This window comes from Pseudonocardia oroxyli, assembly GCF_900102195.1.
In the GTDB taxonomy this organism is placed as follows: Bacteria; Actinomycetota; Actinomycetes; order Mycobacteriales; family Pseudonocardiaceae; genus Pseudonocardia; species Pseudonocardia oroxyli.
Map to the genome: position 1 here is coordinate 20,279 of NZ_FNBE01000016.1, position 15,381 is coordinate 35,659.

Genomic DNA, 15,381 nt, shown 5'->3' on the forward strand with positions numbered 1-15,381 from the left:
GCCCCGACGATATCTCCACCATCGAGATACCGCAGCTCGGCCGCGCCGCCAGCGGTCAGCGCACGACGACCGCGCGGTCGCGGATGCGCTCCCACTGGGCGTACGGGATGTCGGCCCAGGTGAAGACGTCCTCCAGGGTGTCGAAGGGGCGGGCCTCGCGGGTGCGCACGATCTGGTCGGCCAGGTCGGGGTCGATGGCGCACACCTGCGCGATGGTCCCGGCCGGGGCGCCGCCGAGGTCCACCAGCCCGCCGTCGTCGAACGGCGGGTCGAGGTCCGGACGGCCGATCTTCAGCTCGCGGGCCAGCGCCGGGTCCTCCGCCACGATCCGCCGCGCCTGCGCGCGCTTCTCCCGCGCGGCCAGCGCCTCGGCCATGGCGGGGTCGACGGGCGCCCGGGTCGCGGGCCACACCTGGCGCCGCACCCACAGCAGGTGGCAGAACGCCACGACCATCAACCCGATGATCAACCCGCCGACGGTGTTGTCCGTGCGCGTCTCGGACGGTTCGACGGCGACCAGCAGCGCCACCACCGCGGCGGCGTAGAGCACCGGCCAGACGAACGCGAGCGGCCGCTTGAGCCGTACCGCGGCGTGCGCGAACGGGATGGGCGAGCCGATCCCGAGCGTCACGACGTCGAGCACCAGGTACCAGCCGCCCTCCCGCAACCACCTCATGCCCGGACATCGAACGGGCCCGCCCCGGTGTCACAGGTGTCTGGATTCCGCACACCTCCGGGTGAGTGGCGCGGGTCATCCTGTGGGCCGGAGCACACGGCTCAGTCCAGCGCAGTCCAGCGCACGTTCACAGATCTCGGAGGTCGACGATGACCAGACTCCGCTTCGGCACGTTCCTCGCCCCGTTCCACGCCCCCGGCCAGAACCCCACGCTCGCGCTGCAGCGCGACCTCGAGCTGGTCGAGCACCTGGACAAGCTGGGCTACGACGAGGCCTGGATCGGCGAGCACCACTCCGCGGGCAGCGAGATCATCGCCTCGCCGGAGATCTTCATCGCCGCCGCCGCGGAGCGCACCCGGAACATCAAGCTGGGCACCGGCGTCACGTCCATCGCCTACCACAACCCGCTCTGGGTGGCGGACCGGATGGTGCTGCTCGACCACCTCACCCGGGGCCGCACGATGCTCGGCTGCGGCCCGGGTTCGCTGCCCACCGACTCGTCCATGATCGGCCTGAACCCGACCGACACCCGCGAGCTGCTCGAGGTGAACCTCGACATCATCATGCGGTTGCTGCGCGGCGAGGTCGTCACCCAGACCACCCGCACCCACGAGCTGGTCGACGCCCGACTGCAGCTGCGGCCCTACACCGACCCGTGTTTCGACGTCGCCGTCGCGGCCGTCGCGAGCCCCACCGGGCCGCGCATGGCCGGGCAGCACGGGGTCGGGCTGCTGTCGATCGGCGCCACCCTGTCGGCGGACGGGTTCGACGCCCTGGCCCACCACTGGAACGTCGTCGAGGAGCGGGCCGCGCACTACGGCGGGCCGACGCCGGACCGGTCGAAGTGGCGCCTGGTCGGGCTCATGCACATCGCCGAGACCCGGGAGCAGGCCTACCAGGAGGTCGAGTACGGCATCGAGCACTGGTTCCAGTACTTCCAGAAGGTCGCGGCGTTCCCGCAGATGGCCGTCGACGGCTCGAACCTGCGCGAGATGATCGATTTCGTCAACGAGGCGGGAATCGGCGCCATCGGCACCGTCGAGGACGCGAAGGCGCAGGTCCAGAAGCTGTGGGACCAGTCGGGCGGGTTCGGCGCGATGCTGTTGCTGGGCCACGAGTGGGCGAGCCCGGCGGCCACCCGCCGGTCTTACGAGCTGATCGCGCAGCACGTGTTCCCGGAGTTCCAGGACCAGGCCGCGGGCACCCTCGCCGCCAAGGACCGCGCGTCCTCCACGCGCGAGGCGCACGCCCAGACCCAGCTCGACGCCGTCGACCACATGACGAAGCGCTACGAGAAGGAGCTCGCCGAGAAGGGCTGACCTTCGGGGGAGTGGACGTGCGGGCCGTCCCCGTCCGATGATCGGGCCGGGGACGGCCACTGTCGGCGCGGTCTCGGCGGGGAAGGTGACCATGACGGTGAGCACCTGGGAGCGGTTCCAGTCCGGGGACGAGCCCACCGACCTGCGGCCGGAGGTGCTCACCTCCTGGCGACGGTCGCGGCTGCACGGCGTGGATCCCGAGCACGTCGACGTGCCGTTCACCGACGCGGACCCGGACACCCGGCTGGCGCGGATCGCGGTGCCGATCCTGTCCCGGATGGCCGAGCTGCTCACCGGGGACGGCTCGTGCCTGGCCCTGTCCGACGAGCGCGGCGCCGTCCTCTGGCGCTGGGTGTCCGAGCCCGCGCTGCGGACCACACTCGACGACCTGTCCGTGGTCGAGGGGTTCTGCTTCGACGAGGAGTTCATCGGCACCAACGGGCTCGGCACGGCGCTGGAGACCGGCCGGATCGCCCTGGTGCGCGGCTCGGAGCACTTCGTGCAGCGCTTCCACCACGTCACCTGCGTGGCGGCGCCGATCCGCCACCCGATCACCCGGCGCACGGTCGGCGCGGTCAACGTCACCTGCCGGGCCGAGCACACGAACCCGCTGCTCACCGTCGTCGTGGAGACCCTGGTCGAGGAGATCCACGCCGCGCTCTGGCAGTCCGCGAGCCGCCGGGAGCGCCTGCTGCTCGACGCGTTCCTGCACGCCCGCCGCCGCGGGACCGGCCCGGTCGCGATCGTCGGCGAGGACGTGCTGATCACCGACGCCGCGGGCGCCGCCCTGGGGCTGGACCACCGCGACCTCTGGGCCGAGGTGCGCGACCTGCCCGACCGCGGCGAGGTCTCGCTGGGCACGCTGCGCGCGGACGTCGAGGTGCTGCGGGACGGGTCGACGCCCACCGGGGCGCTGCTGACCGTCGTCGACCCGGCCGCCGGGCGCCCCCGGGCCGTGCCGTCCGGTGCGCCGTCCGGGTCGCGGTCCGGGGCGCGGTCCTCGGTGCGGTCCACGGCGCCGTCCACCCCGGCACCGGATCCGTGGCGGGTCGCCGCGCAGCGGGTGGCGCAGCTCGCGGACGCGGAGCCGGTGGCGGTGACCGGCGAGCCCGGCGTCGGGAAGCTGACCCTGCTGCGCGACCGTTGGCCCGGCGCGACCGTCCTCGACGCCGCGACCCTGCCCGCAGACGGGTTGGGGGAGTGGGTCCGCGCCCTGCGGGCCGCGCCGCCCGGCCCGCTCGTGCTCTGCCACGTCGAGCTGCTCGACTTCCCGGCCGCGCGGGCGGTGGCGGCGGAGCTGGACCGGGCGCCGCGCCCGCACCTCGCGCTGACCGTGACCGGCGAGCCCGCCGAGGGCGCCGCGCTGCTGCTGGACCGGCTCGGCGCCGCGACGGTCGCGGTGCCGCCGCTGCGCCGCCGCCCGGACGCCGTGGCCGCGCTCGCCCAGGAGCTCCTCGACGCGGACGGGCTGACCCTCGCCGTCGAGGCCCTGGCCGGCCTGCGGCGCCACGCCTGGCCGGGCAACCTCCGCGAGCTGTTCCGGGTGGTGCGAGACGCCGGGCGGCGCGCCCGCGGCGGGGTCGTGCAGGTCGCCGACCTGCCCACGGACGTCGCGGCCGCCGCGGCCCGCCGGGCGCCGACCCCGCTGGAGCGCGCCGAGGCGGCGGTGATCGCCTGCGCGCTGGCCGACCACCGCGGCAACAAGTCCGCCGTGGCCAAGGAGCTCGGCATCTCCCGCACCGCCCTCTACGCGAAGCTGCGCGCGTACCGCCTCGGGTGACGTCGCCGAGGTGTCGTCGAGGTGTCGTCGGGCCTCCTCGGGGTAGCCGAGACACTCCAGCCGACGAGAGGAGAGGACGACATGCACCTGGACCGGTTGCGCCCGGTGTGCGAGTCCGACGGGCCGTTCGCGACGGTCGTGCTCGACACCACGCACGACACCGAGGACGCCGACGACCAGGACCGCCTGCGGTGGCGCGCGCTGCGCGACCGGCTGGCCGACCAGGGGGCGCCGAACGACGTCCTGACCAGACTCGACGACGCCGTCACCGACGCCCCCACCGCGGTCGGTCCGGCGGGCCGGGTGCTGGTCGCCGACCCGCAGCAGGTGCTGGTCGACCTCCGGACCCGGGGGCGCCCGACCGCGGAGGCGGCCTCCTGGGGTGTGGTGGCCGACCTGTCTGCGGTGGTGGGGCAGTGGACCGAGGCGGTGCCGCTCGTCGTCGCGACGGTCGACGAGGCGGGCGGCGAGGTCGGGGCGCCGGGCGAGGAGCCCGAGGCCGTCGGCGGGGATCGGCCGGTGCACAAGGTGCCCGCCGGCGGCCCCGCGCACCGGACGATGCAGGACCGGGTCGAGGAGGCGTGGCGGCGCAACGCCGTCGCGGTCGCCGACGCCGCCGCGACCCGGGTCGCGGAGACCGGCGCGCGGGCCCTCGTCGTGGCGGGCGACGGCCCGTCGCGTTCCCGGGTGCGGGATGCCCTGCCCGAGCGGGCCCGGGCGATCGCCGTCGACGTCGAGCGCGGGCACGTCGACCTCGACGAGGTGGCCGATGCCGTGCGCGCCGCCGACCGCGCGGCCGCGCTGGACCGCTTCGCCCAGGCCGTGGGCCGCGACGAGGGATTCGCGGCGCGCGGTCTGGAGGAGGTCGTGGCGGCGTGTCGGGCGTCCGCCGTCGAGGTCCTGTTCCTCGCCCCCGAGGCCGTCGGGGAGCGTGCGGTGTGGGTCGGGGCCGAGCCCGGGGCCGTCGGCCTGACCGAGGCCGAGCTGGTCTCGCTGGGCAGCCGGACCGTCGGGCCGGTGCCCGCCGCGTCCGCGGTGCTGCGGGCGGCGGTCGCGGCGGGCGCGGACGTGCAGCTCTTCGACCGCGAGGACCCCACCCCCGACCTGCCCGAAGGGCTCGGCGCGATCCTCCGGTTCCCCGTGTAGGAACAGCCCTCAGAGGACGGCGACGCAGGCTTCGAGCACCTCGTCCACCCCGATCCGCAGGCCGTCCGGGTCGCCCTGCCGCACGAGCGCGCGGTGCGGCCCGGGCGGCCTGGTCGCGGGCGGTCCGCCGATGACGACCGACGGGCGGCCGTGGGTGGCGGCCAGGTCCGCGACGAGGGGCTCGCCGGTCACGACCAGCGCGGCGCCGGCGACGAGGGCCGCCAGCTCCGCGGCCGTCGTCCGCCCGGCGAGCACCTGGTCGGGGCGCAGCCCGGCCTCGGCGGCGACCGCGAGTGCCGTCGGCCGCTCGGCGGCCTGCCCGGTGAGCACCACCGTCCCCGCGGGATGCAACCGGCGGGCCAGCGCGGCGAACCGCTCGACCGGCCACCGGCGGCGGCCGGGATGGATCACCACCGCCCCGCCGGGACCGGGGTTCGCGGTGCGCGGGGCGGGGACGGCGCGCCCGGCGGACACCGGCGCAGGCGGCATGAGCAGCTTCGTCATCGTCGCCCCCGCTCAGCGGTGATCCGTCGAAGGCGTCGTCGCCTCGGACTCGTTCATGCCGGAGCGTTACCCGCCGCCGGCCCGCGCATACCCGACATCACCCCGGCGGGTGCCCGGTGCGCGAGACTGCGGGCATGGTCGAGCACACCGGGCTGCGGATCGAGGACGTGTCGCTGGCGGACGCCCGGTTCCAGCAGATCAGCGCCGTCCGGGCGACGCTGTGGCGGGTCCGCCTGCGCGGCGCGTGGGTCGGCGAGGTCGAGATCGACGGCGAGATCGCCGGGCTGCGGGTCAACGGCGTGGACGTCGGTCCGCTGGTCGAGGCCGAGCTCGACCGGCGCCACCCCGACCGCGCGCTCATGCGCCCGACCGACGCCGCGGGGTGCCTCCGGGCCTGGGACCTCCTCGAGGAGCAGTGGGCCGAGACGGTGATCCGGGCGCGCGCCCTGCCCGCCGAGTCGCTGCACGAGCGGGTCGACGGCGAGTGGTCGTTCGTCCAGACCCTGCGCCACCTGGTCTACGCCACCGACATCTGGGTCGGCCGGGTGCTCCTCGGCGACCCGCGACCGTGGCACCCGCTGAGCCTGCCGTTCGACGGCTACGACCAGGGTCCCGAGGTGCCGTGCGACCCCGACGCCCGGCCGGACCTCGACGAGGTGCTCGCCCTGCGCGCCGACCGCCGGGACACGGTGCGCCGGCTCCTGGAGGGGCTGACCGACGAGTCCCTCGCGGGCGACACGACGCCGGTGGAGGGGCCCGGGTACCCGCCCGCCGACGCCTACCCGGTCGCCGACTGCCTGCGCACCGTGCTGTTCGAGGAGTGGCAGCACCGCCGCTACGCCGAACGGGACCTGGACCTCCTGGCGCGGCGCGGTACGTGAACCGCTCGGGAGCGGCGGACGCACCGCGCTGCGGGACTCAGCCCGAACGCCCGCCCAGGTGCGCGGCGAAGTGGCGCTCGACGGCCCGGTAGAGCCGCATCCGGTTCTCCGGGTTCTCGAAGCCGTGGCCCTCGTCCTCGGCGAGCAGGTACTCGACCGGGATCCCGCGCTCGCGCAGCGAGGCCACGATGTTGTCGGACTCGGACTGCCTCACCCGGGCGTCGTTGGCGCCCTGGGCGACCAGCAGCGGCGTCCGGATCCGGTCGACCATCGTGATGGGCGAGCGGGCCAGCAGGTCCGCGTGCTGCTCCGGGACGTCCGGGTCGCCGCCGTAGCGGTACCAGTTGGCGACCAGGCCGGGCCGCGCGAACTCCGGGACCGACCGCAGGAACTCGACGAGGTCGGAGATCCCCACGTAGTCCACCGCGGCCGCGAAGTGGTCCGGCGTCACGGTCACGGCGACGAGGGCGGAGTAGCCGCCGTAGGACCCGCCGTAGACGCCGATCCGCTCCGGATCGGCGATCCCCTCGGCCACCGCCCAATCGGCGGCGTCGATCAGGTCGGTGTGCATGGCCCGCGCGAGCTCCCCGACGGCTGAGGTGAGGTGGCGCCGCCCGTACCCGGTGGAGCCGCGGAACTCGACGTGCAGCACGGCGTACCCGCGGTTGGCGAGGAACTGGGCCTGCGGGTCGTAGCCCCAGCTGTCGTGCGCCCACGGTCCGCCGTGGACCAGCACCACCAGCGGCAACGCCTCCGGACGCCCGCCGACCGGCAGGGTCAGGAAGCCGTGCAGCGGCAGGCCGTCGCGGGCCGGGAAGTGGACGGCTCGCATCGGTGCCAGGTCGGCCGCGTCGAGGTGCGGGTAGGGCCGGAACAGCTCCCGGCTCTCGCCCGTCTCGTGGTCGTAGATCCAGGTCACGGCCGGTTCGCGGTCGTGGAGGAAGGTGGCGATCCAGCGGCGGCCCGCCTCGTCGGAGGACAGCGTGCCCAGCACGCCGTCGGACAGCGTGGCGAGCTGCGCGTAGACCGGGGCGAACTCCGGGTCGAGCACCTCGATGTGGCCGCGGTCGCCCACGAAGCGGGCGGCCAACACCTCGCCGCTGCCGCGCCGGGTGAACAGGATCGGGGGCAGCCGCGGGTCCAGCGCCCCGAGGGTGTCCAGGTCGTGCCCCTCGACGGCGGCGACGACGGTCCGCTCGCCGGTCGCGTGGTCGAGCCGGATCAGCTGCAGGTCGTCACCGTCGCCGTAGGACCCCAGGAGCAGGCCCCGGCCGTCCGGCGTGACGTACTGGGGCAGGACGCCCACCGGGTGCTCGGCCCCACCCGCGGTGTGGATCGGCCGCTGCCGCCCGTCCGGGTCGATCGCGGCGAAGTGCCACGCGCCGTCCACCAGCCGCGAGGCGAAGACGGGCAGACCCGCCGGGTCCAGCAGGACCGTCTCCCCCGGACCCGGTTGCTCCAGGTGCAGCGTGGTCTCGCCGCTCGCGACGTCGACCCGGAAGTAGTCGAAGTACAGCGGGCGCCGGTTCATCAGCACGAGGATGCTGCCGGGCACGCCCTCCAGGAGGTCGACGCCCACCACCCGGGACCCCGGCGGCAGCGGGGTGAGGTCGACGGCGGGCTCGTCGGGCGCGTCGAGGTCGACGCGGTAGAGGTGCCAGTCCTCGTTGCCGTCGGTGTCCTGCTCGTACAGCAGCCATCGCGGGTCGTCGGTCCAGTGGTACCTGCCGACGCCGCGGCGGGTGTCGTGGGTGACGCACACCGCGTCGGCGTGGTCCTGGTCGATCCCGCGGACCCAGACGTTGCGCCTGCCACCCTCCGGGGCGAGGTAGGCGATCCGGGTGCCGTCGGGGGACGGGCTCGCTCCGGAGAACTCCGGGTCGGAGAAGAACTCCTCGAGCGGGATCAGGCGGGCTTCGGCGATCGACTCGGTGGTCACCGGGTGTGCTCCTCTCGTCGGTGGTGTCCCCAGCAGAACCTGTGCCGTCGCGGCATGGTCAAGACCGGGGCTCACGGGAGTCGGAAGGGCCCGCGTGGTTCGCGAGGAACTCCTGCATGCCCTCGGCGTCGGTGTTCCACTCCAGGAAGCCCTGGGTGACGAACAACGGCGTGTCGGTGCCCTTCGCGTGCTCGGCGAGGTTCCGGAGCGTCCACGTCTCGGACTCCGGGTTCGGGTCCGTGTAGGACGCCGTGTTCAGGATCGTGCACTCCGGGTGCGGCCCTGCGGGGGAGTCCCAGGCGGCGTTGGCGAGGTAGCGGGCGTCGTCGGGCATCTGGGGCTGGGTGGCGAGCTGGTTGTGGATCGAGGGCACGGAGACCGTCGTGGAGCGGGGGACGCCGCCGGAACGCATGGTCCGCTGGATGTCCCAGATGGGCTCCTGCGCGATCGCGGCCTGGAGCGCCGGATGGTCCAGGTTGTTCCCGATCAGCGCGGTGATCCCGTCCATCGACTTGCCGTACATGCCCACCGATCCGGTGGAGAAGGGCTGCGCGGCGGCCCAGTCGAGCGCCGCCCGGACGTCCGTGCGGTCGGCGTTCCCGCCGATCGCCTCGGTGCAGCCGGTGGAGCCGCCGAAGCCGCGCAGGTCCACCATGACCAGGCCGTAGCCGCGCTCGAGCAGGCGGCCCTCGGTGACCAGGTCGTCGAACCGGGCGGACGGGCCGGTGTGGGCGAAGCCCTCCACGCTCAGCTGGCCGGAGTGGCCGAAGTAGGTCCCCGCGGACAGGACGAGGGGCACCTTCCCGTCCGGCGGGAGGTGATCCGCGAGAGCTCGCACCGGGCGCTGCAGGACCTGCGCGAGGTGATCGGCGTGCTGCGCGCCCCCGAGGGGGAGCTGCCGCTGCCGGGGATCGCGGACGTGCCCGCCACCGCGGGCCGCACCCTCTACCGGCTCGTCCAGGAGCGTCTGACGAACGTGCGCCGGTATGCGGCGGGCGCGCCGACGACGGTGCGGATCGCGGGCGGTCCGGGCCCCGGCCTGTCGGCCGAGGTGGTCGACGAGCGCCCGGTCGCGGCGTCCGGTCCGTCGGGCGCGGGCTCCGGCGAGGGGCTGCGCGGGCTGCGGGAACGCGCCGCCCTGCGCGGCGGCAGGCTGGAACACGGCCCGACGGAGTCGGGGGGTTGGCGGGTGGGGATGTGGGTGCCGTGGCCGACACGGTGAGGGTCCTGGTCGTGGACGACGACGCCGTCGTCCGCTTCGGGCTGACGATGATGCTGCGCGGGGCGCCCGACGTCGAGGTGGTCGCGGAGGCCGGGGACGGGGCCGAGGCGATCGCGCTGGTCGAGGGCGGCCACGACACCCGGGCGCACACCGCCCGCCGCAGGCTGGGCCTGCTCGCCGACCGCGAACGGCAGGTGGCCCTGGAGATCGGCGCCGGGCGCTCCAACGCCGAGATCGCCGCCCGCCGGCACATCGGCCTGGCCACGGTGAAGACGCACGTCTCCGCCATCCTCGCCAAGCTCGACCTGAACAACCGCGTGCAGGTGGCGCTGCTCGTCCACGACGCCGATCTGGACGCCGGTCCGTAGCGGCCGCCGGGCCGACCACTGGGCCCTGCACCCGTTGGGGGCCGGCGCTAGAGTGCGTCCCGTGGCGGCCGCATGATGGACCCCGAGCCCGCGATCTCCGGTGAGGACGTCGCACCGGCGCAGGCTCCGGTGCGCGTGCTGCTCGTGGAGGACGACGACGGGGACGCGCTGCTCGTCACCGAGCTCTTCGCGGACGTCGGGGAGATCCGGGACGTGGCGCGCGCCCGCACCCTCGCCGAGGCGTTGACCGCCGTGGTCGCCGCGGACTGCGTGCTGTTGGACATGAACCTGCCGGACGCGGCGGGCTTCGACGGGCTGCTGCGCCTGTTGGAGGTGCCCGACCACCCGGCCGTGGTCGTCCTGACCGGGGACGTCGACGAGACCCGCGGCCGGGCCGCGGTCGCCGCGGGCGCCGAGGACTACCTGGTCAAGGGGCGGGTCGACGGTCCGCTGCTCACCCGCGCGGTGCAGTACGCGGTGGAGCGTCGGCGCGCGGACCGGCTGGCGGGCCAGCTGCAGCTCGCGCAGGTTCACGAGCGGGAGAACCGCAGGCTGGGCCGCGGGCTGTTGCCCACCCCGCTGCTGCGGGACCGTGCGTTGACCGTGACCAGCCGCTACCAGCCGGGGAACGCGCAGCTGCTGCTCGGCGGGGACTTCTACGACACCGTCGAGATCGCGGACGGCAGCGTGCACGCGATCGTCGGGGACGTCAGCGGGCACGGGCCCGACGAGGCCGCGATCGGGGTCAGCCTGCGGATCGCGTGGCGCACGCTGGTGCTGGCCGGGATGCCCGCCGAGTACGTGCTCCCGGTGCTCGACCAGCTGCTGGTGACCGAGCGGCACGACGCCATCCTGTTCACCACCGTCGCGATGATCTCGCTGCCCGCGGACCGCAGCCACCTCGACCTCTACCTGGCGGGCCACCCCGCGCCGCTGCTCATCGACGGCACCACCTCGAGCCTGCTCCCCGACCGCGGGCTCGGCGTGCCGCTCGGGGTGCGGCTGGGGACGACCTGGCCCGCCGTCCGGGTGCCGCTGCCGCGGGAGTGGGCGCTGCTGCTCTACACCGACGGGCTCATCGAGGCCCGGGACGACCGGGGCGACGTGCTCTGGACGGACGGGCTGGTCGACCTGCTCGACGGCCTGCTGAACCGGCCCACCTGGAAGGACGAGCCCGGCGCGGTGCTGGACCAGGTGCTCGCCGCGGTCGACGCGCGGATGCCGCTGCGGACCGACGACCTGGCCGTCGCGCTGCTGACCCACACCCCGGCCGTCGAGCAGCGGCGGGTGTGGGACCACGAGCCCACCGCCGAGTCCTGCGTCGAGGTCCGCCGCGAGATCGCCGCGTTCCTGCAGGCCAACGACGTGGATCAGGACCGGGTGGACGACGCCGTGCTGGTGGCCTACGAGCTCGCCATGAACGCCGCCGACCACGCCCGGACCCCCTTCCGGCTCACCGCGGTCCTCGGCCCGCACGCGCTGCGCCTCGAGGTCACCGACGGCTCCGCGGCCCCGCCGCAGGTCCGGCCGGTGGACGCGCACGCCCTGCGCGGGCGCGGCCTGCGGATGGTGGACTCGATCGTCGAGTCCTGGACCGTCCACCACGACGGCGAGGGCAAGACCATCGTCGCGGACCTCACCCTCGACGGCTGACCGCCACCTCCTCGGCGTCCGCATCAAGGTCGAGGTCGACGTCGATGTCGAAGGGATCCGGCCCCGGGCGTCCGGTGAGCTGCACCAGCACCGACGCGAAGCCCTGCCGCAGGTGCTGCTCGGTCGCCGCGGCGGCGGCCTCCGGGTCGCCCGCCTCGAGCGCCGCCAGGATCGCCTCGTGCTCGGCGCGCGAGGCCGCGGAGCGCTCGTGCAGCGTCAGGTCCCAGGGGAACGCCCGCCAGGTCGCGGCGATCCGGTCGACCAGGGCGGGCATGCCGCACCGGTCGTAGCAGAGGAAGTGGAAGTCCCGGTTGCGGTCGCGCGCGGCGGCCGGGTCCCCGCCCGCGTCCCCGGTGGGCTCGGCGTCGAGCAGGGCCCGGGCGCGCGCCAGGTCGCGGCGGGAGAGGCGGAGCGTCGCGCGGCGCACCGCGTAGGCCTCGGTGAGCCTGCGGACCACGTAGGTCGCCGTCACCTGCGCCAGGTCCACACCGGCGACCCGGACGCCGCGATGGGGTTCGGCCACCACGAGCCCCTCGGCCTCCAGCAGGCCCAACGCCTCCCGCACCGGGGTGATGCTGGCCCCGAACCGGCGCGCCAGCTCGTCCTGCCGGAGCCGGGCGCCGCGGGCGAGCGTCCCCGCGAGGATGTCCCGGCGGAGGGCGTCGACGACCAGGTCGCGCTTGCTCACCCCCGCTCGCCCAGCCAGGCGAGGATCGCGTCGGTGTGCTCGCCGACCTCGGGGACGGCGCCCATCCGGGCGGGCCTGCCGGGCAGGGTGATCGGCGGCCGCAGCGCCCGCAGCGGGCCGACGGGGGAGTCCACCTCGGTCCACCGGTCGCGCGCGCTCAGCTGGGGATGGGTGAGGACGTCCGCGAGCTCGCGCTGCCGGGCGTGCGCGATCCGCGCCCCGGCCAGCCGGTCGAGGAACTCCTCGCCTTTCAGCGTCGACAGCACCGCGTCGATCGCGGCCTGCAGGGCCTCCCGCTCGGCCACCCGCCCGGCCCCGGTGGCGAACCGGGGGTCGACGGCCAGCCCGGGGGTCCGCAGCACGTCGGTGCAGAACGCCACCCACTCGCGCTCGTTCTGGATCGACAGCACGACCTCGGTCCCGTCGCCCGCGGCGAAGGTGCCGTACGGGGCGATCGCGGCGTGGCTGGTGCCGGTGCGCCGGGGCGGGGTGCCGCCGTACTCGGCGTAGTAGAGCGGATAGCCCATCCACTCGGTGAGCGAGTCGAACAGGCTGACCTCGACCTCGGTGCCGACGCCGGTGCGGTCGCGCTCGTAGAGCGCCGCGAGGATCCCGCTGAACGCGTACATGCCGGCGCCGATGTCCGCGGCCGGGATGCCCGCCTTGGCGGGCGCCTCCTCGGTCCCGGTGATCGACACGAGCCCCGCCTCGGACTGGATGAGCAGGTCGTAGGCCTTCGCGTCGCGGAAGGGCCCGCTCCCGCCGTAGCCGGAGATCGAGCAGGTCACCAGCCTCGGGAAGCGGGCGCGCAGGGCGGCGGCGCCGAGCCCGAGGCGCTCCGCGGCGCCGGGGGCGAAGTTCTGCACGAACACGTCCGCCCGCTCCAGCAGCCGCAGCACGGTCTCGACGCCCGCCGGGTCCTTGAGGTCGAGCGCGATGCTCTCCTTGGACCGGTTGAGCCACACGAAGTGGCTGGACATCCCCCGCACGGTCCGGTCGTAGCCGCGGGCGAAGTCCCCGCCGCCCGGCCGCTCCACCTTGATCACCCGGGCGCCGAGGTCGGCCAGGTGACGAGTGGCGAGCGGGGCGGCGACCGCCTGCTCGCACGAGACGACGACGAGCCCGTCCAGGGGCAGCGGGGGCATCCGGATCTCCTCGGCGAGAATGCAGGGTCCGCCACATCATGCATGATCTGAGTGGGAGAGGCATCTCTGGCTGTCCCGTTCGTGGCCGCTCTCGATCGCCCATGATCTGCTCGTGGGGAGGAAGGCGGTCGGGATCCGACCGCGTCGCTCCCGAGGAATGGATCATGGCCCTTCCTGGACCGAGTCCGCGTGTCGTCGGGCCGTCGGATGGGTGGTGGCGTGGTCCCGTCCGTCTCGCGCCAATGATCCACCCGTCGGGAGAGGATCGGTCGCGAGTCGACCGCCGGGCTTCCGGAGCGTGGATCATGGACGGCCGGGTGCCAAGGCCGGGTCGCGCCGCGGCGGGAGCACGTCGGGCTGAGCCGAGGGGGCCGGCGGGTCGACGGTCCTGACGGGTCGCGCCTGAGCGGCCCGGGCCCACCCCTCGAGCGTGGACCAATCGGCCCGGCTCCGAGAAGTCGGGGATGAGCGATCTGTTCTCGCACGCCCGGACGGGCGGGCGAAACGGACGAAAGCCCGTCAGTGCTCCTTCTTGATGGTGAAGTAGGAGCCGCGGATGGTGCCGGCCAGCTTCGAGCGCTGGCGGGCGAACTTGAACCGGGTGGCGAGCTCCTCGGGGACCTCCATGCCGTCGGACAGCTTGAAGCCGACGGCGCGCTTGCCGGAGTCCTCGAGGGTGTAGAGGACGTTGACGGACAGGCCGCTCGCGTAGAAGACGTAGGCCCACCTGACGCCCCCGACCTCGAAGGCCGTCGCCTCCAGGGGTGGGGAGTCGATGACGATGTCCCGCTCGTCCCGCAGGATCTCGTGGACCCAGTCCACGGTGTCCCGGGCGTCTGCGGCGGGCTCCACGGTGAACTCGTGGTCGTACTTGTTCTTGAAGTAGCGGGCCTCGTTCGCCCGCAGGCCGGCGAGCGCGTCCGCGACCGGTGACGACTCGAGGCCGACGGTCGACACGGTCTGGAAGTCCACGACGTAGGTCATGGCGGGCCCCCTCGTTCGGGACGGACGGGCGAACGCTGCGCATCCTGCCGGCGCTCCACGCCCGCCGTCACGAGCGGAGTCGGCCGCCCGCCGGGAGCAGCCGCGGGACCAGCCGCACGTAGGCGACCATGCCGACGATCTCCACGAGCGTCTGGGCGACGATCACGACGGCGGCCACGGCGTACGCGTCGGGCAGGGCCAGCGCGAGCGGCAGCACGACGAGGGAGTTGCGGGTGGCGCCGCTGAACACCACGGCCCGGCCGTCCGCGGGCCCCAGGCGCGCCAGCCGGGCCACCAGCGTCCCGAGCGGCGCCATCACCACGAGGAACAGTACGTAGAACGGGGTGACCGCGGCGACCGCGGTCAGGTCGCCACCGAGCACCGGCACCTGTGAGGCGACGACCGTGAGCAGCGTCGCGACCATGAGCGGCACCATCAGCCCGCCCGCGGCCTCCGCCACCCGCCGCCCGGTCCGGCGGCGGGCGGCCCAGGCCTGGGTGGCCCAGGCGAGCGCGAGCGGCCCCACGATCAGGACCGCGAACGCCTCGAGGAACGGCCCCACCTCCACGATCGCCGCGAGGTCCGGGCCGCCGAACACGGCCAGGAACACCGGGAGCAGCAGGATCTGCGCGAGGAGCAGCAGCGGGGTGGCCGCGAGCAGCCTGCCGCTGTTCGCGCCGGCCAGCCCGGAGAAGACGATCACGTAGTCCACGCACGGCGCGAGCAGCACCAGCAGCACGCCCACCCGCACGGCGGGCTCCGCGGGCAGGAACCCGACCATCGCGGCCACGACGAGCGGGACCACGACGAAGTCGGTCACGAGCAGGGCGCCCAGGAAGCGCCCGGACCGCAGCGACCGCACCAGCTCCGCGGCGGGGACCTGCAGGAACGTCACGTAGAGCAGCGCCCCGAGCACCGGGTTGATCGCGCTCTCCAGGCCGGGCCCCGCGCCGGGTACGACGAGCCCGAGGAGCAGCCCCGCGGCGATGGCCGCGAGGTGGATCGGGACCTGGCGCCGCTCCAGCCACGCGCTCGCCCCGCCCACGCACCCCCGCCTTCGCACCCGCCGTCCCGCG

Annotated in this window: 15 protein-coding genes; 7 read left to right on the forward strand and 8 right to left on the reverse strand. The window is 74.8% G+C overall.

The window, feature by feature from the left end:
• Positions 1 to 55 precede the first annotated feature (55 nt).
• Positions 56 to 676, reverse strand: a complete 621-nt coding sequence (locus BLS43_RS22160) for a hypothetical protein (protein WP_093088426.1) — start codon at positions 674 to 676, stop codon at positions 56 to 58.
• A gap of 149 nt (positions 677 to 825) precedes the next feature.
• Between BLS43_RS22160 and BLS43_RS22165 the strand changes: the two genes are divergently transcribed.
• The 3 genes from BLS43_RS22165 to BLS43_RS22175 all read left to right on the forward strand — a co-directional run bounded on the left by BLS43_RS22165 (position 826) and on the right by BLS43_RS22175 (position 4,921).
• Positions 826 to 1,995, forward strand: a complete 1,170-nt coding sequence (locus BLS43_RS22165) for an LLM class flavin-dependent oxidoreductase (RefSeq protein ID WP_093088429.1) — start codon at positions 826 to 828, stop codon at positions 1,993 to 1,995.
• A 91-nt stretch (positions 1,996 to 2,086) separates the two neighbouring features.
• Positions 2,087 to 3,775, forward strand: a complete 1,689-nt coding sequence (locus BLS43_RS22170; protein ID WP_176921476.1) for a sigma-54-dependent Fis family transcriptional regulator — start codon at positions 2,087 to 2,089, stop codon at positions 3,773 to 3,775.
• A gap of 81 nt (positions 3,776 to 3,856) precedes the next feature.
• On the forward strand, positions 3,857 to 4,921 hold the full coding sequence (locus BLS43_RS22175) for a baeRF2 domain-containing protein (RefSeq protein ID WP_093088435.1): 1,065 nt from the start codon (positions 3,857 to 3,859) through the stop codon (positions 4,919 to 4,921).
• Positions 4,922 to 4,930: 9 nt separating this feature from the next.
• Here the strand turns inward: BLS43_RS22175 and BLS43_RS22180 are convergent, their stop codons facing one another.
• On the reverse strand, positions 4,931 to 5,425 hold the full coding sequence (locus tag BLS43_RS22180) for a glycosyltransferase family 9 protein (RefSeq protein ID WP_093088437.1): 495 nt from the start codon (positions 5,423 to 5,425) through the stop codon (positions 4,931 to 4,933).
• 134 nt (positions 5,426 to 5,559) lie between these two features.
• Between BLS43_RS22180 and BLS43_RS22185 the strand changes: the two genes are divergently transcribed.
• Positions 5,560 to 6,306 (forward strand): DinB family protein, encoded by a 747-nt coding sequence (locus BLS43_RS22185; protein ID WP_093088664.1) that lies wholly within the window; start codon positions 5,560 to 5,562, stop codon positions 6,304 to 6,306.
• A gap of 37 nt (positions 6,307 to 6,343) precedes the next feature.
• Here the strand turns inward: BLS43_RS22185 and BLS43_RS22190 are convergent, their stop codons facing one another.
• Together BLS43_RS22190 and BLS43_RS22195 are read right to left on the reverse strand one after the other, a co-directional pair.
• The gene (locus tag BLS43_RS22190; protein ID WP_245707692.1) at positions 6,344 to 8,245 is read right to left on the reverse strand and encodes a S9 family peptidase; all 1,902 of its coding nucleotides are present in this window, start codon (positions 8,243 to 8,245) and stop codon (positions 6,344 to 6,346) included.
• 58 nt (positions 8,246 to 8,303) lie between these two features.
• The gene (locus BLS43_RS22195) at positions 8,304 to 9,044 is read right to left on the reverse strand and encodes a CocE/NonD family hydrolase (RefSeq protein ID WP_245707694.1); all 741 of its coding nucleotides are present in this window, start codon (positions 9,042 to 9,044) and stop codon (positions 8,304 to 8,306) included.
• Positions 9,045 to 9,062: 18 nt separating this feature from the next.
• On the opposite strand from BLS43_RS22195, the gene BLS43_RS22200 reads away from it, so the two are divergent.
• From BLS43_RS22200 to BLS43_RS22210, 3 genes are all read left to right on the forward strand, one after another.
• Positions 9,063 to 9,467 carry a sensor histidine kinase gene (locus BLS43_RS22200; RefSeq protein ID WP_176921477.1) on the forward strand — a complete coding sequence of 135 codons (405 nt, stop codon included), beginning with the start codon at positions 9,063 to 9,065 and terminating at the stop codon, positions 9,465 to 9,467.
• Positions 9,452 to 9,835 (forward strand): response regulator transcription factor, encoded by a 384-nt coding sequence (locus tag BLS43_RS22205; protein WP_425438561.1) that lies wholly within the window; start codon positions 9,452 to 9,454, stop codon positions 9,833 to 9,835. Before BLS43_RS22200 ends, BLS43_RS22205 begins: the two co-directional genes overlap by 16 nt.
• Positions 9,836 to 9,907: 72 nt before the next feature.
• Positions 9,908 to 11,488, forward strand: coding sequence for an ATP-binding SpoIIE family protein phosphatase (locus BLS43_RS22210; protein ID WP_176921478.1), 1,581 nt, complete (start codon positions 9,908 to 9,910; stop codon positions 11,486 to 11,488).
• On the opposite strand, the gene BLS43_RS22215 is transcribed toward BLS43_RS22210, so the two are convergent.
• From BLS43_RS22215 to BLS43_RS22230, 4 genes are all read right to left on the reverse strand, one after another.
• Entirely contained in the window at positions 11,472 to 12,176 is a 705-nt protein-coding gene (locus BLS43_RS22215) for a GntR family transcriptional regulator (protein ID WP_176921479.1), read from the reverse strand. The genes BLS43_RS22210 and BLS43_RS22215 overlap by 17 nt on opposite strands.
• Positions 12,173 to 13,321: a CaiB/BaiF CoA transferase family protein gene (locus tag BLS43_RS22220; RefSeq protein ID WP_093088443.1), complete on the reverse strand. Its 1,149-nt coding sequence runs from the start codon at positions 13,319 to 13,321 to the stop codon at positions 12,173 to 12,175. The genes BLS43_RS22215 and BLS43_RS22220 overlap by 4 nt, the downstream gene beginning before the upstream one ends.
• Before the next feature lie 519 nt (positions 13,322 to 13,840).
• A complete protein-coding gene (locus tag BLS43_RS22225; RefSeq protein ID WP_093088445.1) occupies positions 13,841 to 14,305 on the reverse strand; it encodes a phage tail protein in 465 nt (154 codons plus the stop codon).
• Positions 14,306 to 14,372: 67 nt separating this feature from the next.
• Complete coding sequence (locus BLS43_RS22230; protein WP_093088667.1) at positions 14,373 to 15,350, reverse strand: arsenic resistance protein; 978 nt, start codon at positions 15,348 to 15,350, stop codon at positions 14,373 to 14,375.
• Positions 15,351 to 15,381 lie beyond the last annotated feature (31 nt).

Bases quoted from the DNA above. Each gene is read 5' to 3' on its own strand.
- BLS43_RS22160 (WP_093088426.1), bottom strand. From the start codon at position 676: ATGAGGTGGTTGCGGGAGGGCGGCTGGTACCTGGTGCTCGACGTCGTG.
- BLS43_RS22165 (WP_093088429.1), top strand. From the start codon at position 826: ATGACCAGACTCCGCTTCGGCACGTTCCTCGCCCCGTTCCACGCCCCC.
- BLS43_RS22170 (WP_176921476.1), top strand. From the start codon at position 2,087: ATGACGGTGAGCACCTGGGAGCGGTTCCAGTCCGGGGACGAGCCCACC.
- BLS43_RS22175 (WP_093088435.1), top strand. From the start codon at position 3,857: ATGCACCTGGACCGGTTGCGCCCGGTGTGCGAGTCCGACGGGCCGTTC.
- BLS43_RS22180 (WP_093088437.1), bottom strand. From the start codon at position 5,425: ATGACGAAGCTGCTCATGCCGCCTGCGCCGGTGTCCGCCGGGCGCGCC.
- BLS43_RS22185 (WP_093088664.1), top strand. From the start codon at position 5,560: ATGGTCGAGCACACCGGGCTGCGGATCGAGGACGTGTCGCTGGCGGAC.
- BLS43_RS22210 (WP_176921478.1), top strand. From the start codon at position 9,908: ATGATGGACCCCGAGCCCGCGATCTCCGGTGAGGACGTCGCACCGGCG.
- BLS43_RS22220 (WP_093088443.1), bottom strand. From the start codon at position 13,321: ATGCCCCCGCTGCCCCTGGACGGGCTCGTCGTCGTCTCGTGCGAGCAG.
- BLS43_RS22225 (WP_093088445.1), bottom strand. From the start codon at position 14,305: ATGACCTACGTCGTGGACTTCCAGACCGTGTCGACCGTCGGCCTCGAG.